General features: G+C 70.3%; 22 protein-coding genes and 1 pseudogene. 12 read left to right on the top strand and 11 right to left on the bottom strand.

The genetic code is table 11. From position 1 onward, the window contains the following. The first annotated feature begins 25 nt into the window (after window positions 1–25). Entirely contained in the window at window positions 26–418 is a 393-nt protein-coding gene (locus tag ACTH43_RS07570; protein WP_441444314.1) for a DUF3054 domain-containing protein, read from the top strand. 99 nt (window positions 419–517) lie between these two features. On the opposite strand, the gene hisD is transcribed toward ACTH43_RS07570, so the two are convergent. After that, complete coding sequence (hisD, locus tag ACTH43_RS07565) at window positions 518–1,855, bottom strand: histidinol dehydrogenase (RefSeq protein WP_441444313.1); 1,338 nt, start codon at window positions 1,853–1,855, stop codon at window positions 518–520. 102 nt (window positions 1,856–1,957) lie between these two features. On the opposite strand from hisD, the gene zupT reads away from it, so the two are divergent. The 4 genes from zupT to ACTH43_RS07545 all read left to right on the top strand — a co-directional run bounded on the left by zupT (window position 1,958) and on the right by ACTH43_RS07545 (window position 7,507). After that, window positions 1,958–2,785, top strand: a complete 828-nt coding sequence (zupT, locus tag ACTH43_RS07560; RefSeq protein ID WP_441444312.1) for a zinc transporter ZupT — start codon at window positions 1,958–1,960, stop codon at window positions 2,783–2,785. 133 nt (window positions 2,786–2,918) lie between these two features. Beyond that, window positions 2,919–4,133 (top strand): hypothetical protein, encoded by a 1,215-nt coding sequence (locus tag ACTH43_RS07555; protein ID WP_441444311.1) that lies wholly within the window; start codon window positions 2,919–2,921, stop codon window positions 4,131–4,133. Window positions 4,134–4,276: 143 nt separating this feature from the next. Further along, a complete protein-coding gene (locus ACTH43_RS07550; protein ID WP_441444310.1) occupies window positions 4,277–6,505 on the top strand; it encodes an NADP-dependent isocitrate dehydrogenase in 2,229 nt (742 codons plus the stop codon). Window positions 6,506–6,718: 213 nt separating this feature from the next. After that, window positions 6,719–7,507, top strand: coding sequence for an alpha/beta fold hydrolase (locus ACTH43_RS07545; protein ID WP_441444309.1), 789 nt, complete (start codon window positions 6,719–6,721; stop codon window positions 7,505–7,507). A 137-nt stretch (window positions 7,508–7,644) separates the two neighbouring features. Here ACTH43_RS07545 and ACTH43_RS07540 read toward each other — a convergent pair whose 3' ends face one another. The 4 genes and pseudogenes from ACTH43_RS07540 to ACTH43_RS07525 form a co-directional block, all read right to left on the bottom strand. After that, on the bottom strand, window positions 7,645–8,469 hold the full coding sequence (locus tag ACTH43_RS07540; RefSeq protein ID WP_441444308.1) for a sulfite exporter TauE/SafE family protein: 825 nt from the start codon (window positions 8,467–8,469) through the stop codon (window positions 7,645–7,647). A 79-nt stretch (window positions 8,470–8,548) separates the two neighbouring features. After that, window positions 8,549–8,929: a DUF488 domain-containing protein gene (locus tag ACTH43_RS07535; protein WP_441444307.1), complete on the bottom strand. Its 381-nt coding sequence runs from the start codon at window positions 8,927–8,929 to the stop codon at window positions 8,549–8,551. Between the two features lie 120 nt (window positions 8,930–9,049). Beyond that, window positions 9,050–9,547 (bottom strand): annotated as a pseudogene (gene tpx / locus ACTH43_RS07530) (thiol peroxidase). An 87-nt stretch (window positions 9,548–9,634) separates the two neighbouring features. Beyond that, on the bottom strand, window positions 9,635–10,531 hold the full coding sequence (locus ACTH43_RS07525) for a polyphosphate kinase 2 family protein (protein WP_441444306.1): 897 nt from the start codon (window positions 10,529–10,531) through the stop codon (window positions 9,635–9,637). Between the two features lie 85 nt (window positions 10,532–10,616). On the opposite strand from ACTH43_RS07525, the gene ACTH43_RS07520 reads away from it, so the two are divergent. Then, on the top strand, window positions 10,617–11,789 hold the full coding sequence (locus ACTH43_RS07520; RefSeq protein WP_441444305.1) for an amidohydrolase: 1,173 nt from the start codon (window positions 10,617–10,619) through the stop codon (window positions 11,787–11,789). 24 nt (window positions 11,790–11,813) lie between these two features. Here ACTH43_RS07520 and ACTH43_RS07515 read toward each other — a convergent pair whose 3' ends face one another. Then, window positions 11,814–12,176, bottom strand: a complete 363-nt coding sequence (locus tag ACTH43_RS07515; RefSeq protein WP_441444304.1) for a GNAT family N-acetyltransferase — start codon at window positions 12,174–12,176, stop codon at window positions 11,814–11,816. A 211-nt stretch (window positions 12,177–12,387) separates the two neighbouring features. Further along, window positions 12,388–13,110 carry a PepSY domain-containing protein gene (locus tag ACTH43_RS07510; RefSeq protein ID WP_441444303.1) on the bottom strand — a complete coding sequence of 241 codons (723 nt, stop codon included), beginning with the start codon at window positions 13,108–13,110 and terminating at the stop codon, window positions 12,388–12,390. 261 nt (window positions 13,111–13,371) lie between these two features. Between ACTH43_RS07510 and ACTH43_RS07505 the strand changes: the two genes are divergently transcribed. Further along, entirely contained in the window at window positions 13,372–15,837 is a 2,466-nt protein-coding gene (locus tag ACTH43_RS07505; RefSeq protein WP_441444338.1) for a phosphoketolase family protein, read from the top strand. Window positions 15,838–15,853: 16 nt separating this feature from the next. Here the strand turns inward: ACTH43_RS07505 and ACTH43_RS07500 are convergent, their stop codons facing one another. Beyond that, entirely contained in the window at window positions 15,854–16,726 is an 873-nt protein-coding gene (locus tag ACTH43_RS07500) for a GNAT family N-acetyltransferase (RefSeq protein ID WP_441444302.1), read from the bottom strand. A gap of 195 nt (window positions 16,727–16,921) precedes the next feature. On the opposite strand from ACTH43_RS07500, the gene ACTH43_RS07495 reads away from it, so the two are divergent. Further along, complete coding sequence (locus ACTH43_RS07495) at window positions 16,922–17,221, top strand: acylphosphatase (RefSeq protein ID WP_441444301.1); 300 nt, start codon at window positions 16,922–16,924, stop codon at window positions 17,219–17,221. Between the two features lie 72 nt (window positions 17,222–17,293). Here ACTH43_RS07495 and ACTH43_RS07490 read toward each other — a convergent pair whose 3' ends face one another. After that, the gene (locus ACTH43_RS07490; RefSeq protein ID WP_441444300.1) at window positions 17,294–18,475 is read right to left on the bottom strand and encodes an MFS transporter; all 1,182 of its coding nucleotides are present in this window, start codon (window positions 18,473–18,475) and stop codon (window positions 17,294–17,296) included. 270 nt (window positions 18,476–18,745) lie between these two features. Beyond that, window positions 18,746–19,393 carry an SDR family oxidoreductase gene (locus ACTH43_RS07485; RefSeq protein ID WP_441444299.1) on the bottom strand — a complete coding sequence of 216 codons (648 nt, stop codon included), beginning with the start codon at window positions 19,391–19,393 and terminating at the stop codon, window positions 18,746–18,748. Between the two features lie 165 nt (window positions 19,394–19,558). Here ACTH43_RS07485 and ACTH43_RS07480 point away from each other — a divergent pair, with 165 nt between their 5' ends. Next, complete coding sequence (locus ACTH43_RS07480) at window positions 19,559–20,614, top strand: DUF808 domain-containing protein (protein ID WP_441444298.1); 1,056 nt, start codon at window positions 19,559–19,561, stop codon at window positions 20,612–20,614. 179 nt (window positions 20,615–20,793) lie between these two features. Here the strand turns inward: ACTH43_RS07480 and ACTH43_RS07475 are convergent, their stop codons facing one another. Beyond that, window positions 20,794–21,306 carry a phosphoribosyltransferase gene (locus tag ACTH43_RS07475; protein ID WP_441444297.1) on the bottom strand — a complete coding sequence of 171 codons (513 nt, stop codon included), beginning with the start codon at window positions 21,304–21,306 and terminating at the stop codon, window positions 20,794–20,796. A gap of 294 nt (window positions 21,307–21,600) precedes the next feature. Between ACTH43_RS07475 and ACTH43_RS07470 the strand changes: the two genes are divergently transcribed. From ACTH43_RS07470 to ACTH43_RS07460, 3 genes are all read left to right on the top strand, one after another. Continuing rightward, window positions 21,601–22,362: a DeoR/GlpR family DNA-binding transcription regulator gene (locus ACTH43_RS07470; protein WP_441444296.1), complete on the top strand. Its 762-nt coding sequence runs from the start codon at window positions 21,601–21,603 to the stop codon at window positions 22,360–22,362. Then, the gene (locus ACTH43_RS07465; protein WP_441444295.1) at window positions 22,359–23,315 is read left to right on the top strand and encodes a 1-phosphofructokinase family hexose kinase; all 957 of its coding nucleotides are present in this window, start codon (window positions 22,359–22,361) and stop codon (window positions 23,313–23,315) included. Before ACTH43_RS07470 ends, ACTH43_RS07465 begins: the two co-directional genes overlap by 4 nt. A 64-nt stretch (window positions 23,316–23,379) precedes the next feature. Continuing rightward, window positions 23,380–25,452, top strand: a complete 2,073-nt coding sequence (locus ACTH43_RS07460; protein ID WP_441444294.1) for a PTS fructose transporter subunit IIABC — start codon at window positions 23,380–23,382, stop codon at window positions 25,450–25,452. The last annotated feature ends 162 nt before the right edge of the window (window positions 25,453–25,614 follow it).

Below are 25,614 nucleotides of genomic sequence, written 5' to 3'. Positions count from 1 at the left end.
CGGGGTCCGTCAGTATCCTGGGGCGATGTTCCGTTCCCTGGGTGCCCTGGTCGGCGACCTGCTGGTCGTCCTGCTCTTCGTCGCGATCGGCTTCGTGCAGCACGGCACGCCGCTGACCACACAGAACCTCTTCCTGGTGGGCTGGCCGTTCGCCCTCGGAGTGCTGCTGGGCCATCTCGCGATCCGGGCCTGGCGCGCGCCCTTCCGGATCTGGCCGCATGGGGTGTTCGTGTGGGGCATCACGCTCGCGACCACGATGGCGCTGCGCACCCTGTTCACCGCTGGGACCGAGGTGTCCTTCATCATCGTCACCGCCGTGGTGACCGGCGTGCTGATGCTCGGCTGGCGTGCGGTGGCGCTGTACGTCACCCGCCACGAGCGCACTCCGCAGCCGGTCGAACTCACCTCCGGACGCTGATCACCGGGGTGATGCCCCGGCCCTCAACGGGCCTCGACGTCGTCAGGGTGGTCACGTCAGGGTGGTCACCGGCACTGCCGGCAGCTCCGCCGCGGGGAGTCAGTCCGCGAAGCGGATGTCGATCGCCGCGCCGTGAGCCGGCAGCCCTTCCGCATCGGCGAGCGTGGTCGCCGCCGTGCGGGCACCCTTGAGAGCGTCGCGGTCGTAGTGGACCACGTGGATGCCGCGCAGGAAGGTCTGCACGCCCAACCCGCCGGTGAAGCGTGAGGTGCCGCCGGTGGGGAGCACGTGATTGGACCCGGCGGCGTAGTCGCCGAGGCTCACCGGGCTATGGGATCCGACGAAGACCGCACCGGCGTTGGTGACCCGGGCGGCGACGGCGGCGGCATCGGCGGTCTGGATCTCGAGGTGCTCAGCACCGTAGGCGTCGACCACCGCCAGCCCCTGCTCGAGGTCGTCGACGAGCACCACACCGCTCTGCTCACCACGCAGCGCCTCCTCGATGCGCGCCTGATGCGCGGCGGCGGGAACCTGGATCGCGAGCGCGGCCTCGACCGCGTGAGCCAGCTCGGCGGAGTCCGTGACCAGCACGCTCGCGGCCAACGGGTCATGTTCGGCCTGGGAGATGAGATCCGCCGCGACGAAGGCGGGGTCGGCATCGGCGTCGGCGAGGATCGCGATCTCCGTCGGCCCGGCCTCGGCGTCGATCCCGACCTGCCCGCGCACCAGGCGCTTGGCGGCTGCGACATAGACGTTGCCGGGACCGGTGACGAGATCCACGGCCTCCAGGCCACGGCCGTCACCCAGATCCTCGGCACCGTGCGCGAGCAGCGCGATCGCCTGGGCGCCGCCGACGGCGAGCACCTCGGTGACCCCCAGCAACGCGCAGGCCGCAAGGATCGTCGGGTGCGGGAGGCCGCCGAACTCCTTCTGGGGCGGCGAGGCGAGCACGATCTGCTCCACTCCGGCGATCTGCGCCGGCACCACGTTCATCACGACCGAGCTGGGCAGCACGGCTCGCCCGCCGGGCACGTACAGTCCGACTCGGCGCACCGGCACCCAACGCTGGGTCACGATGCCCCCGGGCACCACCTGGACCGTCTCGTCGGGCCTGGACTGCGCAGAATCGACGGCACGCACCCGGGCCGCGGATTCCTCCAGAGCGGCGCGGATCTCCGGAGTGAGCTCGGTGAGCGCGCGCTCCAGCTCCTCCTTGGGGACCCGCAGATGCTCCGGCCGCACCCCGTCGAAACGTTCGGAGGCATCGCGCACCGCGGCGGCACCCCGCGCGGCGACGTCCTCGACCACCGGGCGCACGGCCGCGACCGCGGACTCGACGTCCAGTTCGGCTCGCGGCAGCGCCGCGGTGAGCTCGGCCGCACTCAGGCGCCGCGCGCGGAGGTCGATCACGGAGAGGAACGGGGCGGGATCAGGCATGGCGTCAGTCTAGAAGGGCGGCGGGGACCGGGCATGTTCTGCCCATCCCACGGAAGGACCTCCCTCCCGGATCGACCCGGTCGCAGGGTTACAGTCGTCCTCGTGCTCGTCGCCTTTCTCCTCACTCTCGTCGCCGGTGGCGCCACCAGCATCGGTGCCGCCCTCGGGGTGCTGGGGCGCGGCACCAACGCGAAGGTCCTGGCCGGCGGTCTCGGGCTCTCCGCCGGGGTCATGCTCTACGTCTCCTTCATGGAGCTGCTGCCCGAGGGCATCCGGGTGCTCTCCGGGGGCGAGGCCGATGCCCGCGGCACCGCCTTCGCCGTGCTCGCCTTCTTCGTGGGCATCGCACTGATCGCCGTGCTCGACCGGCTGGTCCCCAGCGCGGTCAGCCCCCACGAGTTCGCGGGCCGGATGGACGGCAGCCACGGTGAGGACGAGCACCGCGCTCCGGACGAGCAGGCCGCCGATCTGGCCCTGCGCGCCCGCCTGCTGCGCACCGGCACCGTCACCGCCCTGGCCCTCGCGCTGCATAACGTGCCCGAGGGCTTCGCGACCTTCGTGGCCGCGCTGCAGGCGCCTGAGGTCGCGATCCCGGTGGTCGCCGCGATCGCGCTGCACAACATCCCCGAGGGTCTCGCCGTCGCGGTGCCGGTGCGTCGGGCCACCGGCTCCCGGAGCAAGGCCTTCTGGCTCGCATCCATGACCGGACTCGCCGAACCCGTCGGGGCGGTGCTCGGATTCCTCCTGCTCTCTCCCCTGCTCAGCGGGGATGCCATGGGAGCGATCCTGGCCGGCGTGGCCGGAGTCATGGTCTTCGTGTCCCTCGACGAGCTGCTGCCGGCGGCGGAGGAGACCGGCGAGCACCACACCGTGATCTATTCACTGGTGGCCGGCATGGCGGTCATGGCGGTGACGCTGCTGGTGCTGTGAGGCGGGCGCGTGCTGTGGATCGGGCTGGTGCGGTGAATCGGGGCGCGCTCCGGTACGTTCTCCCCAGCACCGAAGACGGCCATGCGGAGGCACCGGCCTGAGGTGGAGGGTCGGGGGACCGGAAGGGGACACGATGGTCACGGCGGAGGGTCGGGGCGACACGGAGAAGAGTCGTCCTCTGCTGCGGCGCCATAGGGCGAGTGCGCTCGCCACCGGGCTGCTGATCCTCTCGCTCGGCGCCTGCGATGCCCTCCCTGCGCTGCCCGGAAGCGGCCCCTCCACCCCGGATGCGCCGTCGACTGCCGCGGAGCCGATGGACCCCGAGCAGGTCATGAGCACCGCGAGCACGGCGACGGACCCGTCCTGGCTGTGCCGTCCCGGCGAGGAGGACAGCCCGCTGCCCGCCTCGACCGAGGGCGGGGTGCTGACCCCCGAATCGATGAGCACCGAGGGCAACGACCTCACCCTCACGGGACCGTTCCGCCTCGCGGCGGACCACAGTTACACCGGCTTCGTCCCCGAGGGGGTGCTGCTGCCGGCCCATCCGGAGAACCGCGGCGTCCCCGCGCCGGGGTACGACGGCGAGCTGGGCGTCGAGGGCGCACCGGTCCCGCCGATGGTGGTGCGCGAACGCGTCGAGATCGCCGCAGCGGAGGGCGAGCCGGCCCCGTCGGCCGCCACCGCGCACCTCACGCTGGGCACCTGCGACGACGCGCCCCTGCCCGACGGCCAGTTCCTGCTGCGACTCAGCGGAGGCGGGATCGACGGGCCGGGCCGCGGGACGGACGACTCCGGCTGGAGGGCGAGCGAGGATGTGCTGGTCGACGTGGTGGGCGGCCGGCTGAAGGTCGTGCCCGGTGCGATCAGCGCCCCGACCGGTGAGGTTCCCGTGGATCTCTCGCAGTTGGCCTGCCGTGCGCCGCTGGAGGCGGTGGGCGACGGCGACGGCCTGACCGTCGATGTCGAGGATCCCACCACCAGCGTCTCGACCCTGGTCCCGGAGGACGAGCCGGGAACGGCCATCACCGCGAAGGTCACGGTCACGGCGCAGGAGCTCGGCACCCGCGCCCTGCTGCAGGGAGTTGTGGTGGTCGATCCCGCCACGGGCACGGTGGTGACCGGCGCCCGCAATGCGACGGACGTCGGCCTGCAGTGGATCGACGAAGACGGGGTGACCCGCGTCGATCGCGCCTGGGTCAGCCGCTCCACCTGCGGCCGCGGCGCCCTCTCCCCCGGCTCCTACCGGGCGCATGGCTTCGCGGTCACGGTCGATGCGGAGGGTGCGACCCAGATCGTGCTCTCGGACCCCTGGGAGGTCGAGGTAGTCGACGAGGAGCCGGCCGCCTGAGACCCAGGTCCCGGAGCCGAGCGGACGAGCACCATCTCACGTACCGTGGAGGCATCCTGATCGATGGGGCGGGCCGAGCCCGTCGTCGATTAGTCTTGACGTCAAGACAAATGCCGCACCGACCCGAGGGAGCACCGCGACACATGGCGCGCATCATCTACACCCACACCGACGAGGCGCCGATGCTGGCGACCGCATCGTTCCTGCCGATCCTCGATGCCTTCTCGGACACGGCCGGGATCGACGTCACCACCCGTGACATCTCCCTGGCCGGCCGCATCGTCGCGGCCTTCTCCGACCTCCTGCCCGAGGACCAGCGCGAAGCGGATGCTCTCGCCGAGCTGGGCGAGCTGGCGAAGGCACCGGACGCCAACATCATCAAGCTGCCCAACATCTCCGCCTCGGTCCCGCAGCTGAAGGCCGCCGTCGCCGAGCTGCAGGCCCAGGGCATCTCCCTGCCCGACTTCCCCGAGTCCCCCTCCACCGACGAGGAGAAGGACGTTCGGGCCCGCTACGACTCCGTCATGGGCTCGGCCGTGAACCCGGTGCTGCGCGAGGGCAACTCCGACCGTCGTGCCCCCGCCGCGGTGAAGAACTTCGCCAAGGCGCACCCGCACCGCATGGGCGCCTGGAGCAAGGACTCGAAGACCTCCGTGGCCACGATGGGCCAGGACGACTTCCGGGCGAACGAGCAGTCCGTGGTGCTCGAGGCCGCAGACACCCTCTCGATCGTGCACATCGCAGCCGACGGCACCGAGACCGTGCTCAAGGCCTCCCTGCCGGTGCTCGCCGGTGAGGTCGTCGACTCCACCGTGATGCGCGTTGCGGCGCTCGAGGCCTTCCTGCGCGAGCAGGTCGCCACTGCGAAGGAGCAGGGTGTGCTGTTCTCCCTGCACCTGAAGGCGACCATGATGAAGGTCTCCGACCCGATCCTGTTCGGTCACGCCGTGCGCGCCTTCTTCCCGACCCTGTTCACCCAGTTCGGTGACCAGCTCGCTGCGGCCGGCCTGTCCCCCAACAACGGCCTGGGAGGAATCCTCGCCGGGGTCGAGGGCCTCGAGGAGACCGTTCGCGCGGGCGTCAAGGCCGCGATCGAGCAGGACCTGGCCGACGGCCCGGACCTCGCGATGGTGAACTCCCACAAGGGCATCACCAACCTCCACGTCCCCTCCGACGTGATCGTGGACGCGTCGATGCCGGCGATGATCCGTACCTCGGGCCACATGTGGAACAAGGACGACGCCGAGCAGGACACCCTCGCGGTGATCCCCGACTCCTCCTACGCGGGCGTCTTCCAGGCGACCATCGCGGACTGCCAGCAGAACGGCGCCTTCGACCCGACCACGATGGGCACCGTCCCCAACGTGGGCCTGATGGCGCAGAAGGCCGAGGAGTACGGCTCGCACGACAAGACCTTCGAGGTCGCGGCCGACGGCCGCATCGAGGTGCGGGACGCCTCCGGCGCCGCGCTCATGACCCAGGAGGTCGCGGCCGGCGACATCTTCCGGGCCTGCCAGGCCAAGGACGCCCCGATCCGCGACTGGGTCCAGCTCGCGGTGCGCCGCTCGCGCGAGTCGGGCATGCCCGCCTTGTTCTGGCTCGACGAGTCCCGCGCCCATGACCGCAACCTCATCGCCAAGGTCGAGAAGTATCTGGCGGAGGAGGACACCGAGGGTCTGGACATCCAGATCATGTCCCCCATCGAGGCCACCGAGCACACCCTGGCGCGGGTGCGCCGCGGCGAGGACACCATCTCGGTCACCGGCAACGTGCTGCGCGACTACCTCACCGACCTGTTCCCGATCATGGAGCTCGGCACCAGCGCCAAGATGCTCTCGGTCGTGCCGCTGATGAACGGCGGCGGCCTGTTCGAGACCGGCGCCGGCGGCTCCGCCCCGAAGCACGTCCAGCAGCTCATCGAGGAGGACTACCTGCGCTGGGACTCTCTCGGGGAGTTCCTGGCACTGGCCGAGTCGCTGCGCCACCTGGCTCGTACTGCCGGCAACGACCGCGCCCGCGTGCTCGCCGACGCCCTGGATCGCGCCACCGAGACACTGCTCAGCGAGGGCAAGTCCCCGCAGCGCAAGCTCGGCAGCATCGACAACCGTGGCAGCCACTTCTATCTGGCGATGTACTGGTCCCAGGAGCTGGCGCAGCAGAGCGAGGACGTCGAGCTGGCCACGGCGTTCGGTCCCATCGCGAAGAAGCTCACCGACAGTGAGCAGACCATCGCCGAGGAACTGCTCGCGGTGCAGGGCAAGCCCGCGGACATCGGCGGCTACTACCGCCCCGATGCCGAGAAGATCGCTGCGGTGATGCGCCCGTCGGCGACCTTCAACCGGATCCTCGAGGAGATCTCGGCGGCGCTCTGAGCCCGCTGGTTCCCTGAGCCCCGCAGACCAGACGCCGGTCCGGACCGCCCTGTGCGGACCGGGCCGGCGTCCGGCGTCTGCAGCCCGACCTGCGGCGAACCCTGCGACGCGATCCGCGATGCACCCTGCGGCGTGACCCGCAGCGCCGCTGCTGCCTGCGTACTCTGGGGCGCGCGGAGCAGCGTGCTCCACCCCGCCCGAGAAAGGCCTGCCGTGCCCGTCATCCCCTCCCCCGTCGATGGCATCGACTTGCGCTATGACGTGACCGGCTCCGGCCCGGCGCTCGTGCTGCTGCACGGCTCGGTGCTCTCCCGGGCGATCTGGCGGGGCCTCGGCTATCTCGCGCCGCTCGCCGCCGAGCACACCGTGATCCGGGTGGACATCCGCGGCCACGGACGCTCCGGGGCGCCGCACGACCCTGCCGTCTACACCCAGCAGGTGCTGGTGGCGGATCTGCTGGCAGTGCTCGACGCCGAGGAGATCGGACGCGCCGCGCTGATGGGCTATTCGCTGGGCGCTCGGATCGCGCTGAGTGCCGCACTCGCGCATCCGGGGCGGGTGACCCGCCTGGTGAGCCTCGGCGGCTCCGCCTCGGCGCAGCAGGGTCAGGTCGACTCCGTGTTCTTTCCCGGGGTGATCGAGGCTGTGCGGAAGGAGGGGATGGAGTCGTTCTGCATCGGTCAGGGCCTCAGCCCCGACGTCACCTCTCGGCGGGCCCGCGCGACACGTACCGCTTTCCTCGCGGCCGACCATCTCGCGGTCGCGGCACTGCTCAGCGCCACCGATGACACCCCGGGGGTGCCCGATGACGTGCTCGAGGAGTGCATGGTGCCGGCCCTGTGGGTGGCGGGGACCGAGGACCACCCGCGCTTCGAGGACTCCCAGCGGGCTGCCGCACTGATGCCGGACGCGGAGTTCGTGCCGCTGCCCGGGCGCGACCACGGCGGCACGCTGTTCCCCTCGGATGAGGTGCTCGCGCACGCCCTGCCGTTCCTGCGCTGAGAGTTCCTGCAGTGAGAGTTGGAGCTCCTGCTCCGCTCCCGGTCCGCCGGGTGATCGCGCTGTCCCGGGCCTCGCGCTGGTCCCCGGGCTCGCGCTAGTCCCCGGTGCTCGCGCTGGTCCCCGGGGGCTCGCGTTGGTCAGAGGACCTGGCGGAGCAGCGCCACCAGGGCGACGACGACGATGATGCCGCGCAGCAGCCACTCGGGCATCCGTTTGGCCAGGTGGGCACCGAAGTACCCGCCCAGCAGAGCCCCCACAGCGATGGCTGCGGTGGCGAGCCACACGATCTCCACCCCGAGCACGAAGTGCGCGATGACGTAGACGGTTGCCGCGGCGAGGTTCACCACCAGGCTGAGCAGGTTCTTGATGCTGTTGACCGAACCCATCGGCCGGCCGGTGAAGATGCCGAGGATGCCCAGATAGAGCACCCCCTGCGCTGCGGTGAAGTAGCCGCCGTAGACCGACGCACCGCCCATCGCGGCGATCAGCCCCGGAGACCGATATGGGCTGCGCTGCTCGGCTGCCTCCGTTGCTGGCCCCTCGGCGACGGTCCGGCGGCGGGCCGACCGGCGATCCTGCCGATCGCGCAGGAACGCGGTGAGGCGCTTCTGGAAGATCACCATCGCCAGGGCGACGATGATCAGCACCGGCACCACGACGTCAAGCGCCTGTGCCGGGGAGATCAGCAGCAGGAGCGCTCCGAGGGTCGCGCACACCGCCGTGACGAGCAGCAGCGGCCGAAGGTTCCCCTTCTCCTGGGCGATCTCCCGGCGGTACCCGTAGGTGGAGCCGATGGTGGAGAACAGGATCCCGATGGTGTTGGTGCGCACGGCGACCCCGGGCGGGATGCCGAGGGCGAGGAGCACGGGGAGGGTCAGCAGGGAGCCCGAGCCGACTGCCGCGTTGATCGCACCGGCGAGGGTGCCCAGGGCGAGCAGGAGGATCAGCGAGAGGGGTTCCACGGGCGTCGACCCTACTGCGCACGGAGCCGCGGCGAGCGGACGTCCGCCCGGTGGCGCGCGCGCGGAGAGGCGCGGCGCGTCAGCGGGTCAGGTCCTCCAGCACCTCGTGCAGGACCTGGGCATGGTTGTGCTCGGTGTCCTTCGCGGCGAACAGGAGCACGATCCTCCGGGCCTCGGCCTCGTTCGCCCGGTCCAGCAGCGCCTGAGGAGCGTCGCTGGTCTCGAGCTCGTGGCGGTACCTGGCCGAGAACTCCTCGAAACCCAGCTCATCGCCGTGGAATACCTTCCTCAGCTCGGAGCTGGGGGCGACGTCCTGGTCCCAGTCGTCGTGCGCGAGCCGCTCCTTCTTGATGCCTCGGGGCCACAGCCGATCCACCAGCACCCGGTATTCGTGAGCGGCGGAGCCCTCGTCGTCCAGCACGTCGTGAACGCGCTCCAGGGTGATCTCGGGGGTGCTCATGATCCGATCCTTCCTGTGGTGGAGCAGACAGGGCCCGGTCTGCGCCGAGGGCGAGCCGGGCCCTGAGGTCAGGGGGCGAGCAGCCGCTCACGCGGGCGCGGGCCGGTCGAAGGGGAGCGCTCAGGCGAGCGCGGCCTGCGCTGCCTCGTAGTCGGGCTCCTCGGAGACCTCGCCGACCTGCTCGGTGTAGAGGACGTTGCGGGTCTCGTCGGTGATGATCACCGCGCGGGAGAGCAGCCCGGCGAGCGGTCCATCGCTCATGGTCACGCCGAAGTCCTCACCGAAGGAGGAGCGGAAGGCGGAGCCGGTGACGACGTTCTCGATGCCCTCGGCGCCGCAGAAGCGGGCCTGGGCGAAGGGCAGGTCCTAGGAGACGCAGACGACCACGGTGTTCTCGAAGCCCGCAGCGAGCTCGTTGAACTTCCGCACGCTCATCGCGCAGGTGCCGGTGTCCACCGAGGGGAAGATGTTCAGGACCACGCGCTTGCCGGCGAGGTCGGCGCTCGAGACGGCACCGAGGTCCTGGCCGACGAGCTCGAAGGCCGGCAGGGCAGAACCCGTGGCCGGCAGCTCGCCGACGGTGCTGATGGGAGTGTTCTTGAAGGTGATGGAAGCCATGACTCCATCATCTTCTTCGGAGCTGAGCGGCACAAGCCGCTTCCTGGGAGCCGGCCTCGGCACAGCGCGAAGGCCGGGACCGCCAGGTCAGTCCATCGTCTCCCGCAGCCGCTCGGTCTGCTCCTCGACGTCGAAATCGGCGACGTGCCACTGCGGGTCGATGCCCTCGAGGGCGTTCAGCAGCAGCTGCTGGACTGCGATCCTGGCGTACCACTTGCGGTCGGCGGGGATCACGTTCCAGGGGGCCGCGACCGTCGAGGTCGCCCTCAGCGCCCGTGTGTACGCCTGCATGTAGTCATCCCAGTGCTGGCGCTCGTCGACATCACCCGGGTTGAACTTCCAGTGCTTGTCCGGGCGCTCGAGCCGTTCCATCAGCCGCTCCCCCTGCTCCTGACGGGAGATGTGCAGCATGACCTTCACGATCGTCGTCCCCGCCTCGGTGAGCTCCCGCTCGAAGGCGTTGATGGCGGTGTACCGCTCGCGGATCTCTTTCGCGTCGGCCCAGCCGTGCACGCGATGGATCAGCACATCTTCGTAGTGCGAGCGGTCGAAGACCCCGATCATACCCGGAGCTGGGGTGCGCTTGCGGATCCTCCAGAGGAAGTCATGGCGCTTCTCCGCCGGGGTCGGGGCCTTGAAAGCGGCGATGTCCACGCCCTGCGGGTCCACGTTCCCCACCACATGGCGCATGATGCCGCCCTTGCCGGAGGTGTCCATCCCCTGGACGACCAGCAGCACGGAGCGGCCGCCCTCCTGACCATGGTGGGCCGCGTACAGGCGCTCCTGGAGCTCGTCGAGCTCGCCATCGCGATCCGCGAGCACCTCCTTGCCGTCGTCCTTCTTCCCGTCGAAGCCGGGGGTGGCGCGGGGGTCGAGCTCGGTGACCTCGCCCTTCCACCCGGATTCGATCAGAAAGCCGGTGGGCGTCTGGTCTCTGGGCGCTGACTGCTTCGGTGTCTTCGAGGTCTTCGGCTTCTTCGACATGAACGCAGGGTAGCCCGGGCGGCTCCCCGAGGTGGGGCTTCGCCGCCGATTTGACTCCACCGTCCGGTCGGCGGAATGTCGTCGCATGACCTTCACCGCCATCACCAATGCCCATATCGTCCCCATCGAGGGCGAGCCCTTCGACGGGACGCTCCTGATCCAGGACGGACGGATCACCGATCTCGGGCCCGACCTGGAGATCCCTGCAGATGCCGAGGTGCTCGACGCGGCGGGCGGCTGGCTGCTGCCGGGGTTCATCGACGCCCACGTGCACCTCGGCGTGTGGGAGGAGGGCGAGGGCTGGGCCGGCCAGGACACCAACGAGATGACCGACCCGGTGATGGCCGCGGCACGCGCGATCGACGCGATCAACCCCGTCGAGGTCGGCTTCGACGACGCGATCATCGGCGGCATCACCGCGGTGAACGTCAATCCCGGCTCCGGGAACCCGATCGGTGGCCTCGCGGTCGCGATCCGCACCCATGGCCGCGTGGTGGACGACATGGTGCTGCGCAGCCCCTCCGGGCTCAAGGCCGCGCTCGGCGAGAACCCCAAGCGCGTCTACGGGGAGCGGAACCAGACCCCCTCGACCCGACTCGGCGTGGCTCTCACGATCCGTCAGGCCTTCGCGAAGGCCCGCGCCTGGAGCGCGAAGCCCGTCGAGGAACGCGATGCGGATCTGGTCTCCGAGGCGCTCACCCGGGTGCTGGAGCGCGAGATCCCGTGGCGCCAGCACTCGCACCGGGCCGACGACATCGCCACCGCCCTGCGGCTCGCCGAGGAGTTCGGCTACGAGCTGGTGCTCGACCACGGCACCGAGTCGTACCTGATCGCCGACCGGATCGCGGCCGCCGGGGTGCCGGTGCTCTACGGACCGCTGATCGTCTCCCGCTCCAAGGTGGAGGTCCGGAACCGCACCCCGCAGGCGCCCGGGATCCTCACCGCGGCAGGGGTGAAGGTCTCGATCATCACCGACCATCCGGTGGTGCCGATCGAGTTCCTCATCGACCAGGCGGCTCTCGCCGTCAAGCACGGCATGGCCTCGGCCGACGCGCTGCGGGCGATCACCCTGAACCCGGCCGAGGTGCTGGGGATCGCCGATCGGCTCGGCTCCCTCGCCCCGGGCAAGGACGCGGATCTGGTGCTCTGGGAGGGCGATCCGCTGGATGTGCGGAACCGGACGCTGCGGGTATGGCAGAGCGGCCGCGAGGTCATGCATCGCGACGACGCCGGCGAGCCGGTGATAGCCGCGCGCTGAGGAGGCGGGCGGCCCGCCCGGCGCTCAGCCTTCGTAGGCTGGCGGGCCGTCCTCGGAGGCGGGCTCCTCGGCCGTGAGCGGCAGGTGGAACCGCTCCCGGGCGTTCTCCGGCACCAGGTCCAGGTGCTCCGCGAGGTTCTTGCGGATCAGGCGGTGCACGAGCGGGCAGTAGGGATGCAGCTGCAGTCCTCGCTCGCGGAGGTCGGCGAACATGCCACGGACGAGCTGGCCGGCCAGGCCCTGTCCCTGGAACGCCTCGTCGATCTCGGTGTGCACCGCTGCGAGAACTTCCCCGCGCAGCCGGTAGTCCACGAATCCGGCCGTGGTCCCGTCCACGCGGATCTCGTAGCGCGAGTTCTCGGGGCTGTCGATGACAACGGTGTCCATGGCGTCTCCTGCCGACGGTGGGGTCCGGGCGGGTGCTGTGCCCGGTCCCCACCGTAGTGCGGGGTCATGATGCCCGGCCAGGGTGCGCAGCCAGGGCGCTCGGCTGCGGCGCACAGTCGCAGTGCACAGCCGCAGTGCACAGCGAGCACCAGTCGTCGAGCGCACGACCGCAGTACCCAGCGAGCATCAGTCGTCGAGCGCGCGGCGATCGTCAGTCGTCGATCCTGACCTCACCGGTCTCGACGTCGACCTCCACGTCGACGTCGCCGCCGTCGGCCCGGTCGATGTCGATCTGGTAGCGGATCTTGCCGTCGTCGGAGTCCAGGTCCCAGCCGCTGACGCGCCCGGGCTCCTCACCGAGGGCGATCTCGATCGCCTCGGCGTAGGCCATCGGGGAGGTCACGTCGACCACGGGGTCCTGGTCGTCGTCATCATCGGTGTCGTGTGCGGTGACCTCGCCGGTGGTGGCGTCGATGTCGAGCTCGTGCTGGGTGCCGTCCGCGATGAGCTCGAGCTCCCACTCCCAGGCGCGGTCATCGTGGTCGATCTCGATCTGCACGAGCTCGCCGCCGCCCACGGTCTCGGTGGCGATCTCGAGTGCTCGTTCGGCGGTGATCGGCAGCTCCTCGGTGGCGAGATCCGCGTCCTCGGGCAGTGCGGCCGCGGCGGGTTCCTGCTGCGCGGAGCCCGTCGCGCCGCCGTCATCGCTCGCAGCGCTGTCGTCGGTCGAGGTGTCATCGGCCGCGCCATCGTCGGTCGCAGCACCCTCGTCGGAGGCGTCACCTCCCTCCTGGGCGGTGCCGGACCCCTCGCTGGGCGCTGCGCCGTCCTCGCTCTGATCAGTGCCGCCGCAGCCGGCGGCGAGGGCGACGACGAGTGCCCCGAGCGCCGCGGCGCGGGCGGTGGTGCGGGGACGGATGAGGGTGCGGTTCATGGGGTGCCACCTTCCTGGAGGGGTGCTGCCACCCGCGGCGGCAGACTCCCGATGTCGAACAGTCACCCCAGGCTAGAACGGGGAAGGGGCCATGAGCGGATGCTGAGGAGACTCTCATCCGCCTCTCATCGGCTGTGGACCGAACGGTCCGGGTCGGGACCGTCGGCCCCTTTCCAGGTCCGCGATCCGGCTCTACAGTGAGGATGTCGTCCCTGCCGGAGCTCCTGCAGGTCTCCCGACCCCTTGGAAGGCGCCATGACCATGAACTCTCGCTGGCCCGACTCTCCTGCCACTGCCCCGACGGAGGAGGACCTCCGGCGGCTCCACGCCTGGTGGCGGGCCGCGAACTACCTGTCGGTCGGCCAGATCTACCTCAAGGACAACCCGCTGCTGCGCCGACCGCTGCAGCGGGAGCACGTCAAGCCGCGGCTGCTGGGGCACTGGGGCACCACGCCGGGCCTGACATTCCTGTACGCGCATGCGAACCGGTCGATCGCTCAGCGCGGGCTGAAGGCCATGTACATCACCGGCCCCGGTCACGGCGGCCCGGGACTGGTCGCCTCGACCTATCTCGAAGGCACCTACTCCGAGGTGTATCCGGCGGTGAGCGAGGACGAGGACGGGCTGGCTCGGCTGTTCACCCAGTTCTCCTTCCCCGGCGGGATCCCCTCGCACGTGGCCCCGGAGACGCCCGGTTCGATCCATGAGGGCGGCGAGCTCGGATACGCGCTCTCGCACGCCTACGGCGCGATGTTCGACAGCCCGGATCAGATCGCTTTCACGGTGATCGGGGACGGGGAGGCGGAGACGGGACCGCTGGCCACCTCCTGGCATTCCAACAAGTTCGTCAATCCCCAGAACGACGGCGTGGTGCTGCCGATCCTGCATCTGAACGGTTACAAGATCGCCAATCCGACGGTGCTCGCGAGAATCGGGGACGAGGAGCTCGCCTCGCTGATGCGCGGATACGGGCACACCCCGCTGTTCTTCACCGGCGGGTTCGACGATGAGGACCCGCTGGAGACCCATCGACGCTTCACGGAGGTCCTGGATCAGGCGCTCGATCAGATCGCGGAGATCAAGCAGCACGCGGCCGAGGATGCCAAGGCCGGTCGCGAGACCGAGCGCCCTGCCTGGCCGATGATCGTCTTCCGTACCCCGAAGGGGTGGACCGGGCCGAAGGAGATCGACGGCAACAAGACCGAGGGCTCCTGGCGCTCGCATCAGGTGCCGCTGGCCAACGCACGGGACACCGACGAGCATCTCGCGAACCTCGATTCCTGGCTGCGGTCCTACCGGCCCGAGGAGCTGTTCGACGAGGAGGGCAGGCTGCACGAGGACATCGCCGCCGCCGCGCCGACCGGTGAGCTGCGGATGTCCGCGAATCCCTCCACCAACGGCGGCTCGGTGCTCATCCCGCTGCGACTACCGGACTTCCGCGAGTACGCCGTGGAGGTCCCCCGTCCCGGAGGTGTGATCGCGGAGGCGACGAAGGTGCTGGGCACCTGGTTGCGGGATGTAGTCCGGGACAATCCGTCGAACTTCAGGATCTTCGGCCCGGACGAGACGGCGTCGAACCGGTTGCAGACGGTCTATGAGGCCACCGACAAGCAGTGGAACGCGGACTTCGAGGAACATGACCGCTCCGAGCATCTCGCCCGTGCCGGGCGGGTGATGGAGGTGCTCTCCGAGCACCAGTGCCAGGGCTGGCTCGAGGGATACCTGCTCACGGGCCGCCACGGCATGTTCTCCTCCTATGAGGCGTTCATCCACATCGTCGACTCGATGGTCAACCAGCACGCCAAGTGGCTCAAGGTGTCAGGTGAGCTCGAATGGCGCCGCCCCATCGCCTCGCTGAACTACCTGCTGAGCTCCCATGTATGGCGGCAGGACCACAACGGCTTCTCGCACCAGGACCCGGGCTTCATCGATCACATGGTCAACAAGAAGGCGGAGATCGTACGGGTCTACCTCCCGCCGGACGCGAACACGCTGCTGTCCACCTATGACCACTGCCTGCGCTCGAAGCAGTACGTCAACGTCGTCGTCGCCGGCAAGCAGCCGGGCCCGACCTGGCTGAGCATGGACGAGGCGGTCGTCCACTGCGCGCGCGGGCTGGGGATCTGGGACTGGGCGGGCACCGAGCAGAGCGGCCAGGAGCCGGAGGTGGTCCTCGCCTGCGCTGGGGACATCCCCACCATCGAGGTGCTCGCCGCGGCGAAGATCCTCCGTGCGGAGATCCCCGAGCTGCGGGTGCGGGTGCTGAACGTGGTGGATCTGATGCGTCTGCAGGACGACACCGAGCACCCGCACGGCCTCTCGCAGCGGGACTTCGACGGGTATTTCGGGCAGGACATCCCGGTGGTGTTCGCCTATCACGGCTATCCGTGGCTGATCCATCGCCTGGCCTACCGCCACGACCGCACCTCCCGGATCCATGTGCGCGGCTACAAGGAGGAGGGCACCACGACGACGCCCTTCGACATGCTGATGCTCAACGACGCGGACCGCTACCACCTGGTGATGGACGTGATCGACCGGGTCGAGGGGCTCAGCATCCGCTACGCCGGCCTGCGCCAGCAGATGGTGGATTCCCGCCTGCGGGCGCGGGCCTACGCCTACGAGCATGGGGAGGACGCCCCGGACATCGCCCAATGGCAGTGGGGAGACGGCGGCGATTCCGTCTCCGGCGGGGCCGCGGTCGACACCGGCGGAGACAACGCCTGAGGCCAGCGGCGAGGATTCAGGTCACCGCGCAGCGCTGCAGGTCCGGGACCTCTGCGCGCTGCGCGAATCCGGCCGCGACATAGGTCTCCACGGCGCCGGCCTGGGAGCGCGGGGTGCACACCAGCGCGCTCGAGGCTCCCAGGTCGCGCAGCTGCGCGGCGGCGGCACGGCAGATCGCACGACCGTGGCCGCGCCCGCGGTGGTCCGCGTGCACGCCCATCGGTTCGATGAGTCCGGGGCGGCCGACGCCGGCGGACCAGACGGTGACCACCGCGACTGCGGTGCTGTCACAGTCGCGGCCGAGCAGCGAGACGGCGTCGCGATAGGCCGGTGAGGTGGTCATGATGCGGAAGCGCTCATCAGTCACGCCGGGGCTGTCGAAGGCGGAGCGGTGCACGGCCGTGTACTCCGCGATGGTGTCGGCGCCGACCTGCTCGATGACGATCCCGGGCTCCTCGACCGGCGCGGCGAGGCCCCGGCGCAGGGGCACCCACGGCTCTCCCTCGCTCCAGCCGCGCCGCAGCAGCTCGGTGCGAAGACCATGCGCGGAATGCGCCTCCACGAAGGCCTGGCCCTCCGGCAGCACCGCATGCTCGGGCCGGGCGAGGGCCTCGGCCATGGAGCGGGCGAGTTCCTCGTCGGCGGCCAGAGCAGGATCCACAGCGGTGCGCACGAGGTCCGGCCCGTCCAACAGGCCGAGGGCGACCAGGCGATCCTCGCGGTGCCAGAGGCGCAGGTGCGCCGTAGCGGCCTCGGCCCCACGCAGGTGGTGCCAGCCGAGATCGCCGGGATGGAGATGGAACGGGCCATCCTCCCGCTGCCAGGTGCGCAGCGTCCCGATCGCGTGCTCGAGAAGGTCGGGGGTCGGGATGGTCAGCGTCGTCGCCATGACTGGATTCCACCATCGTCGGGGCTGACGGTCCAGAGGTTTTCTTCGCACGCGGACGGTGTTCTGGCTCTGGGGTGCTGATGAGGTGCGTCGAGGGGGCCACGAGAGGTGCCCTCGACGGCCGACACTACGATCAGGGCGAGGACGATCGGGTGACGCGCAGGCACGCGCAACGCCCACCGGGAGGGGACAGTCATGAACGACGCAGCAGCCGACGGCATCGAGTCTGTGCGGCGGATCGTGCGGGTCCGGGGCCGGGTGCAGGGAGTCGGTTTCCGGATGGATGCCGCCTCGGCGGCATCGCGGCTGGGTGTCGGCGGCACGGTGCGGAATCTGCTCGATGGCACGGTCGAAGCCGACGTCGAGGGCCCGCCGGAGGCCGTGGAGTCGATGATCGAGCACCTGCGAAAGGGTCCTTCGAGCGCCCGCGTCGACGGGATCGACGTACACCGGGAGGCACCGCGCGGGGCGGACTCGTTCCGGGTCACGGGCTGAACGGCGTCCGGAGCTGAACAGCATTGCGGGCCGGGAGGTTGCGCAGCCTGCGGGATCCCGCTGCCGGCGGTGTTACTGGAGGGGCGTCGCCTGTCGGCCGCGAGAGCGAGAGGTGAGCACGTAGTACGCGGCCAGGAGGGCGCCGGCGCTCACCATCGCAGTCGAGGTGAGTATCAGGACCCCCTGGCCGGCCCGGTCGATGATCAGCCCGCCCACGAGCGCACCGGCGGCGATCGAGATGTTGAAGACCGCGCTGTTCAGCGCAGTGCCCTCTTCGAGGACCTCACCGGCCTCGGAGCCCACGAAGGCCTGGATGGCCACCGAGATCGCTCCGACGAACAATCCCCACAGCGGCAGGATCGCGAGGGCCATGGCCGGGCTGTCCATGAGCAGGTGCACCGCGATCAGCGACACCCCCACCCCGGCGGAGACCACCAGCACGCCCCAGGGGGCGCTGCGGCGCAGCAGCGGGGCCACGGCGAAGTTGCCGATCAGTCCGGCGATGCCGTAGGCCAGGAGCATCATGCCCACATCGGTCACGGGCACATCCGCCCGCTCCAGCAGGATGGGGCTGACATAGGAGTAGGTGATGAACTGCGCGACCACCACCAGGAGGGTGAGGGCCACCGCGTAGCGCACCCCGCGAGTGCGGGCTGCGAGGAGCATCATCGCCGGGGTGACGTTGACCGGCGAGCGCACGGGACGCACCAGCACCAGGATCAGGAGGGCGACGACCGCAGCGACCGCTCCGACGATCGCGAAGGCGGCCCGCCACCCCATGTGGGTGCCGATCCAGGCGGCGACCGGCACGCCCAGCACCAGCGCAGCCCCCGCGCCGCTGAAGGCGATGGTCAGCGCCCGCGCGGCATGCTCCTTCCCGACCTGGCCGAGGGCAACGATCGCCATCACCGCCCAGTACAGGCCGATCGAGATGCCGGCGAAGAGGCGGGAGATCAGAAGCACCGCGAAGGTCGGGGCGATGACGCTCAGAGCGCTGGAGACGACGACGGAGGCGAGGGCGAGGACCAGCACGAGGCGGCGATCCATCCCGCGCACGATCACGGGGGTGAGGACGGCGACGATGCCGGCGAGGACACCGGGCACCGTGACCGTGAGGCCGGCCATGCCCTCGCTCACCCCGAGATCCGGTGCCATCACGCTGAGCACCCCGATGGGCAGCTCCTCGATGGTGATGAGCACGAAGATCCCGGCCGCGAGGGCCACGATCCCGGCCCAACGGCGTGCGCTGTCCACTGCTGCTGCTCCTCGTTCTCGGTCCGGTCCACTCACGATAGATCACCGCAGGTCGCACGATCACCGCAGGTCGCACGAACACCGCAGGTCGCGCGATCACCGCAGGTCGGACGAACCGATGGATGCCCTCCGACCCCTGCGACGCACGAGGGCCCCGGTCGCGTCGGGGCAACCGGGGCCCGCCTGGGGCGGCATCTCCCGCGGGGCCATCCCGCAGTTCCGCCTCGCGGCGTCACCTCGCGGGATCAGCTCGCGGCGTCAGATCACGCGTCAGATCACGGTGTCGAAAGCTGCGCCGATCTCCTGCTCCCCATCGTTGAACTGGAGGAACTTCCCGGCGGTGCCGGGACGCTCGATGGCGGCCGCGATGGTGCGGGCCACGTTGGCGCGCGAGACGGTGCCGCTCTCGGGCGCGCCGAGATCGATTCGTCCGGTCGGCTCCTCGAGGGTGAGGCCCGAGGGGCCGAGGATCGTCCAGGCCAGCTCGGTTCCCTGCAGGTGGGCGTCGGCCTGCGCCTTGGCCTCGGCATAGGCGTGGAAGGGCTCCGACTCAGGGATGCCGTGCTCCAGGCTCGCGCCGAAGTAGCTGACCATCACGTAGCGGCTCGCTCCGACGCGCTGAGCGGCGTCCATCGACGCGATCGCCGCCCGCTGATCGACCGCGATGGTGCGCTCCGGGTCCCCGCCGCCGGCGCCAGCGGACCACACCACTGCGTCCTTGCCGCGCAGCAGCTCGTCCCAGCCTCCGGCGTCGAGGCTCTCGATGTCGCTGAGCACCGCCTTCGCACCGGTGGCCTCGACCTCCCCCGCATGCTCCGGGTTCCGGATCACCGAGTGGACCGTGTGCCCGGCCTCCACGAGCAGCGGTGCCGCGAGCAGCGCGACCTTCCCATGTCCTCCGATAAGTGCAATATCCATGGCACCCACACTGTCACCGCCGCTACCAGGAGTCGAGGCCTCCCCCGCCATGTTCGCGGTGGGTGGACATCGGGCGGGCTCCCGGGCCGCGAGGGTGCGCACGCCCGTTATCCTGAGCCGGATCGCCGCGCGTGCGGCCGTCCCCTCGAGAGAAGGAACCTCAGCATGGCCGGTGGACTCGCTGCACTGCTCGATGACGTCGCCGCAATCGCGCGCCTGGCCGCAGCCAGCACGGACGACATAGCCGCCGCCTCCGTCAAGGCGAGCTCGAAGGCCATGGGGGTGGTGATCGATGATGCCGCGGTGACGCCCCAGTACGTGAAGGGGCTCCAGCCCAAGCGCGAACTGCCGATCATCTGGCGGATCACCAAGGGCTCCTTCCGCAACAAGCTCATCTTCATCCTGCCGGTCCTGCTGCTGCTGAGCATCTTCGCACCCTGGGCACTGACGCCGATCCTGATGCTCGGCGGGCTCTACCTCAGCTTCGAGGGCGCCGAGAAGATCTGGGAGCTGGTCAGCGGGAAGCCGAAGAAGGCGCCGGCCGCCGCCAAGGGAGCCGACGCCGAGGACAAGATCGTCTCGAGCGCGGTACGCACGGACCTGATCCTCTCCGCAGAGATCATGGTGATCTCCATGAACTCGATCGAAGCGGACTCGCTGTGGGCGCGCGCGATCGTGCTCGTCGTCGTCGCGATCGGCATCACCGTGCTGGTGTACGGCGCCGTCGGCATCCTGGTGAAAATGGATGACGTGGGCCTGGCGATGGCGGCCGACAAGGACTCGGAGTTCAAGCAGAAGTTCGGCAACGGCCTGGTCCAGGCGATGCCGAAGGTCATGACCGTGATCAGCTATGTGGGCATGGTCGCGATGCTCTGGGTGGGCGGTCACATCCTGCTGGTCGGCACCCACGAGCTCGGGCTCGCCCAGCCCTATGGCTTCGTCCACCACCTCGAGGGGTTGGTGGCTGGCGTCGCCGGGGTCGGCGGAGTGCTCGCCTGGCTGATCAACACCTTCTTCTCGTTCGTGCTCGGCCTGATCGTCGGCGGCATCGTTGCCGTCATCATGCACTTCCTGCCCTTCGGGCATCACGGTGACGACGAGCACGGCGACGACGAGGGCAAGCACGCCGCGGCGAGCGCCGACGACACCCCCGGTACGGATGCCGCCGTCGGCTCCTCCACCGACTCAGGGAACCCAACGCCCCCCATGCCCCAGCGCTGAGGCGCCCCGCGGGCCCCACCGCGCCCGTCGGGACGCAGGCAACGCAGGCAACGCAGGATCGTACGAAAACGAGCCAGATCCTCACGGATTCTGGCTCGTTTTCGTCCTATCGCGACCCTGCCGGCCGGGGTCCCGGCGCTGGCCGGGGAACCAGCGCAGGCAGGGGAACCGGCGCTGGGTCAGGCGCCGGCCGGGGTCACGGGCGGCTCGGCGGACCAGGGGAAGACGATCCACTCATCGGTGCGGCGCCACACGTAGTCCGGGGAGACCACGGAGGCGGACTTCGCGTAGAGGACGGCGCTGCGGGCGTCGGCGCCCATCTCACGCAGCAGGTCCAGCACCAGGGCGAGGGTGCGGCCGGAATCGGCGACATCGTCGACGACCAGCAGGCGCTTGCCCTTGATCGACTCGGTGTCGAGCATCGGCGCGAGCAGCACCGGATCGGGCAGGGTCTCGTGGACGTCGGTGTAGAACTCGACGTTGATCGCATCGGCCAGCTTGAGGCCGAGGGCGTAGGAGAGCGAGCCTGCGGGCAGCAGCCCGCCGCGGGCAACGGCGATCACGATCTCGGGCTCGAAGTCGGAGTCAGCGATGTTCTGTGCCAACTCGCGCGAGGCAGTGCCGAACAGCTCCCAGCTCAGCACCTCCTTGACGACGAGGTCGGAGGAATCGGCGTGGAAGGCCTGGGACATCGGTTCGGTTCTCCTCGGGAGGGGCGATGCAGAGTGCTCCGATGGTAGCCGCCCCTGGCCCTGCGCTCGGGTGCTGGAGCCGTGGGTCTGCTCTCTTCCTCACAGCTCGCTCTCTCACGCCCGGTGCTGCGCAGGCAGGCAGCTCCGAGATTCGACGGTCGAGCCACCGCACACCCAGAAAAACCCACACACTCCCACTGTTGTTTTGTGTGGCTTTCCCGGCTACTGTGATCCTCACGCGGTACGGCTCCCCGAGCTCTCCGCTCCCGCCCCGTCGATGAAGCAGGTGGATGCATGTACGCCCCAGAACGCCGACATCGGATCCTGGATGCGCTGACCGAATCCGGCCGCGTCACCGTCACCGATCTCGCCGCACAGTTCGAGGTGGCCACCGAGACCATCCGCCGCGATCTCGACCAGCTCGCCGAACAGCGGCTCCTGGATCGCGTCCACGGCGGGGCCGTCACGCGTCACCCCGGCGAGGTGGAGCCGGACCTCGAATCCCGCCGGATCACCAACATCGAGGCCAAGCGGCGCCTGGCCCTCGCCGCCGCGCGTCTGCTGCCCTCCGACCCCGAGGCCGCCGTGCTGCTCGACGCCGGCACCACGATCGGTGAGCTCCTGCCCCACCTCGACGGTCGCCGTGGCCCCGTGATCACGAACGCTCCTGCGATCGCGCAGGGCGCCCTGCGCCATACCGATCTGGCGGTGCACGTGCTTCCCGGCAGGGTGCGTCCCGCCACCGAGGCAGCCGTCGGTGCCACCACCGTCGACGCGATCCGTCTGCTCCATCCGGAGGTCGTGTTCCTCGGCTGCAACGGCCTGGGGCCCGAGGGCTTCACCACCCCCGACCCCGACGAAGCCGCCGTGAAGACGGCGATGGTGACGTCGGCCGACCGGCGAGTGGTCCTCGCAGACTCCTCGAAGTTCGGCATCACGCGCCTGATCACCTTCGCCGCCCTCACCGACGTCGACACCCTGGTCACCGACGGACCACCGCCTCCCGAGCTCAGCGCCCTCCTCGCTGAAGCCGGCGTCGAGGTGATCTGCGCATGATCATCACGTTCACCGCGAATCCCTCACTGGATCGGACGGTCGACCTGGGTGGCCCGCTCACCCCCGGGGGCGTGCATCGCATCGGCGAGGACCACACCCAGCCCGGCGGCAAGGGCATCAACGTCGCGCTCGGCGTCCACCGAGCGGGCCTGCCCGTCACCGCGGTGCTCCCGGCAGCACCGGCGGACCCACTGCTGACGCTGCTCGCAGCGGAGGGGCTCACGGTCCGCTCCAGCCCGATCTCGGGCAGGGTGCGCACGAACCTCACCGTGCTCTCCAGCCCGCAGCTCACCACCAAGCTCAACGAGCCCGGGGCGACTCTGTCCGTCTCCGAGGTCTCCGCACTCGAACAGCTCCTGCTGGGAACCGCCGGTCCGCAGGACACCGTGATGCTCTCCGGCTCGCTGGCACCGGGCCTGCCGGTCGACGAGTATGTGCGCCTGGTGCAGCAGCTCCACGCCCAGGGGGCCCGGGTCGGGGTCGACACCTCAGACGCGCCGCTCATGGCGCTCGCCGCCGCACTGCCGCAGGTCGCGCCAGACTTCCTCAAGCCCAATGCCGAGGAGCTCGGACAGATCGTCGGCACCGACGGCGATGCCCTCGAGCGCCAGGCCGCCGCCGGTGACCTCGCCGGAGTGCACGAGGCGGCCCTGGACCTCCACCACCGCGGCGTCGGCGCCGTGCTGGTGACCCTCGGCGGAGCCGGCGGACTGCTCGCCACCGAGGGTTCCGCCTGGTACTGCCCCTCCGCAGCGGGCCCGGTGGTCTCCACCGTCGGCGCCGGCGACTCCGCGACCGCGGGCTACCTGATCGGCCGCGATCTCGGGGAGGGACCGGCACAGCGCCTGGCCCGCGCCCTGGCCTACGGGACGGCCGCCGTCGGCCTGCCCGGCACCACCATCCCCCGGCCGGACCAGGTGCGCATCGACGCCACCGGCGTCGTCCGTCTCTGAACCTGCCCTCACCCTGCACGCCCTCACTCCGCAGTCGCGGAGGAGCCCGTTCGAAGGAGAACTCATGTCCGCTCCCCTGATGACCCCAGAGCTGGTCCGCCTCGAGGTCGATCCTCCCGGCGACAAGCACGCGGTGATCGGCCTGATGGCTGATCTGATCTCCGCCACCGGTCGCGCCGACCGCGACGGCCTCGAGGCGGGGCTGCTCAAGCGCGAGGAGTCCTTCGCCACCGGCATGCCCGGCGGCTTCGCGATCCCCCACTGCCGCACCGACGCGGTCCATGAGGCGGCGCTGGGTTTCCTGCGCCTCGCAGAGCCCGTGGATTTCGGCTCCGCCGATGGGCCCGCTGATCTGATCATCGGTATCGCTGCTCCCGCGGGCACCGACGACCAGCATCTGAAGCTCCTCGCTCAGCTCTCGCGCGCGCTCATCCGCCCCGAGTTCCTCGCGGACCTGCGTGCTGTGAAGGAGCCCCATGAGGTCTCCGACCTGGTCATGGCCGTGCTCGAGCCCGCACCGGAGCCCGTGGCGGCCCCGGCGACGGCAGCAGGGACAGCCGCCAGCACAGGCGCAGGGACGACTGCGGAGGCCACACCGGTGGCGCAGCCCGACGCCGACGCAGCTCCGGTGCTGCTGGCGATCACCTCCTGCCCCACCGGCATCGCCCACACCTATATGGCCGCCGAGTCGCTCGAGAACGCCGCGAAGGAGAAGGGCGTCGAGCTGCACGTGGAGACCCAGGGCTCGGGCGGGATCACCCCCTTCACCGAGGAGCAGATCGCCGCGGCGAGCGCACTGATCGTCGCCGCAGATGTCAACATCTCCGGTCGTGAGCGCTTCGCCAGACTGCCGCTGGTGGAGCATCCCGTCAAGCGGGCCATCTCCCACGGCCCGCAGATGATCGACGAGGCCGTCGCCGCCTCCTCGGACCCGTCGGCCCGGCGCGTCCCGGCCGCTGGCGCGTCCGGCAGCGGCTCTGCTGACTCCTCGCAGTCGGGGACGCGGCAGTCCTGGCCGCGACGGATCCAGGGCGCCGTGATGACCGGCGTGTCCTACATGATCCCCTTCGTCGCCGCGGGCGGCCTGCTGATGGCGCTGGGCTTCCTCATCGCCGGCTTCGACGTCGCTTTCGTCGCGCAGGACGTCGCGACCACCTTCTCGCTCGGCTCCCTGCCGGACCACCAGACCTATGACGGTGCGACCGGGGCGATGCAGACCGATCGGGCAGGTCTGGCCCTCTACCTCGGCGCAGTGCTGTTCACCCTCGGCAACCTCGGCATGGGCTTCCTGGTGGCAGCGCTGTCGGGCTACATCGCCTTCGGCCTCGCGGGACGCCCGGGCATCGCCCCCGGCTTCATCGGCGGCGCCGTGTCCCTGGCGATCGGTGCCGGGTTCCTCGGCGGCCTGATCACCGGCCTGCTGGCCGGCCTGGTCGCCCTGTGGTTCACCACCCTGAAGCCGCCGCGGTGGCTCGCCGGGCTGATGCCCGTGGTGATCATCCCGCTGCTGACCACCCTCATCGTGGGCGGTCTGATGCTGCTGTTCCTGGGCCGCCCGCTGGCCTCCCTGATGACCGCCCTGCAGGACGGGCTGACCGGGATGTCCGGCTCCTCCGCGATTCTGCTCGGCGTGATCATCGGCCTGATGATGTGCTTCGACCTGGGCGGACCGGTCAACAAGGCCGCCTACCTGTTCGCGACCGCCGGCCTCTCCCAGGGCACCGAGGCATCCTTCCAGATCATGGCGGCCGTGATGGCCGCGGGCATGGTGCCGCCGCTGGCGATGGCCCTGTCCACCGTGGTGCGCCGGAAGCTCTACTCCCCGGTGGAGCGGGAGAACGGCGCCACTGCCTGGCTGCTCGGGGCGGCGTTCATCACGGAGGGCGCGATCCCCTTCGCCGCGGCGGACCCGCTGCGCGTGATCCCCTCCTCGATGGCCGGCGGCGCCGTCACCGGTGCGCTGATCATGGCTTTCAGCGTCGGCTCGCAGGCCCCGCACGGCGGCATCTTCGTCGCCTTCGCGATCTCCCCGATCTGGGGATTCCTGGTGGCGATCCTCGCCGGCACGCTGGTCTCCGCGGCGCTGGTCACCGTGCTCAAGGAGCTCGGCAGCCGCCGACAGGGCGCTGCCGCCTAATCCTCCGGGCCATGCCCGGCTGAGCCGGACTCCTCCCCTCTTCCGAGCACGCCCACCGAGCATGACCTTCGGTGCACACCTCTCTCGACTGGAAGCTCCCCGCCGCGGCGGGGAGCTTCCGTATGCTCGAACAGAGTGCCTGTGCTGGCCCACCATTGTGGC

It is taken from the genome of Brachybacterium sp., from assembly GCF_052095815.1.
GTDB lineage: Bacteria > Actinomycetota > Actinomycetes > Actinomycetales > Dermabacteraceae > Brachybacterium.
Note: the sequence above shows the minus strand (reverse complement) of the source record. Positions and strands in the feature narration are given on the sequence as shown.

What these genes read in the sequence shown, in the direction of transcription:
- ACTH43_RS07485 (WP_441444299.1), bottom strand. Translation starts at nt 19,393, where the DNA reads ATGGATATTGCACTTATCGGAGGACATGGGAAGGTCGCGCTGCTCGCG.
- ACTH43_RS07520 (WP_441444305.1), top strand. Translation starts at nt 10,617, where the DNA reads ATGACCTTCACCGCCATCACCAATGCCCATATCGTCCCCATCGAGGGC.
- ACTH43_RS07460 (WP_441444294.1), top strand. Translation starts at nt 23,380, where the DNA reads ATGTCCGCTCCCCTGATGACCCCAGAGCTGGTCCGCCTCGAGGTCGAT.
- ACTH43_RS07555 (WP_441444311.1), top strand. Translation starts at nt 2,919, where the DNA reads ATGGTCACGGCGGAGGGTCGGGGCGACACGGAGAAGAGTCGTCCTCTG.
- ACTH43_RS07525 (WP_441444306.1), bottom strand. Translation starts at nt 10,531, where the DNA reads ATGTCGAAGAAGCCGAAGACCTCGAAGACACCGAAGCAGTCAGCGCCC.
- ACTH43_RS07495 (WP_441444301.1), top strand. Translation starts at nt 16,922, where the DNA reads ATGAACGACGCAGCAGCCGACGGCATCGAGTCTGTGCGGCGGATCGTG.
- ACTH43_RS07480 (WP_441444298.1), top strand. Translation starts at nt 19,559, where the DNA reads ATGGCCGGTGGACTCGCTGCACTGCTCGATGACGTCGCCGCAATCGCG.
- ACTH43_RS07500 (WP_441444302.1), bottom strand. Translation starts at nt 16,726, where the DNA reads ATGGCGACGACGCTGACCATCCCGACCCCCGACCTTCTCGAGCACGCG.
- ACTH43_RS07505 (WP_441444338.1), top strand. Translation starts at nt 13,372, where the DNA reads ATGAACTCTCGCTGGCCCGACTCTCCTGCCACTGCCCCGACGGAGGAG.
- ACTH43_RS07535 (WP_441444307.1), bottom strand. Translation starts at nt 8,929, where the DNA reads ATGAGCACCCCCGAGATCACCCTGGAGCGCGTTCACGACGTGCTGGAC.
- ACTH43_RS07475 (WP_441444297.1), bottom strand. Translation starts at nt 21,306, where the DNA reads ATGTCCCAGGCCTTCCACGCCGATTCCTCCGACCTCGTCGTCAAGGAG.
- ACTH43_RS07515 (WP_441444304.1), bottom strand. Translation starts at nt 12,176, where the DNA reads ATGGACACCGTTGTCATCGACAGCCCCGAGAACTCGCGCTACGAGATC.
- ACTH43_RS07510 (WP_441444303.1), bottom strand. Translation starts at nt 13,110, where the DNA reads ATGAACCGCACCCTCATCCGTCCCCGCACCACCGCCCGCGCCGCGGCG.
- ACTH43_RS07570 (WP_441444314.1), top strand. Translation starts at nt 26, where the DNA reads ATGTTCCGTTCCCTGGGTGCCCTGGTCGGCGACCTGCTGGTCGTCCTG.
- ACTH43_RS07470 (WP_441444296.1), top strand. Translation starts at nt 21,601, where the DNA reads ATGTACGCCCCAGAACGCCGACATCGGATCCTGGATGCGCTGACCGAA.
- ACTH43_RS07465 (WP_441444295.1), top strand. Translation starts at nt 22,359, where the DNA reads ATGATCATCACGTTCACCGCGAATCCCTCACTGGATCGGACGGTCGAC.
- hisD (WP_441444313.1), bottom strand. Translation starts at nt 1,855, where the DNA reads ATGCCTGATCCCGCCCCGTTCCTCTCCGTGATCGACCTCCGCGCGCGG.
- ACTH43_RS07550 (WP_441444310.1), top strand. Translation starts at nt 4,277, where the DNA reads ATGGCGCGCATCATCTACACCCACACCGACGAGGCGCCGATGCTGGCG.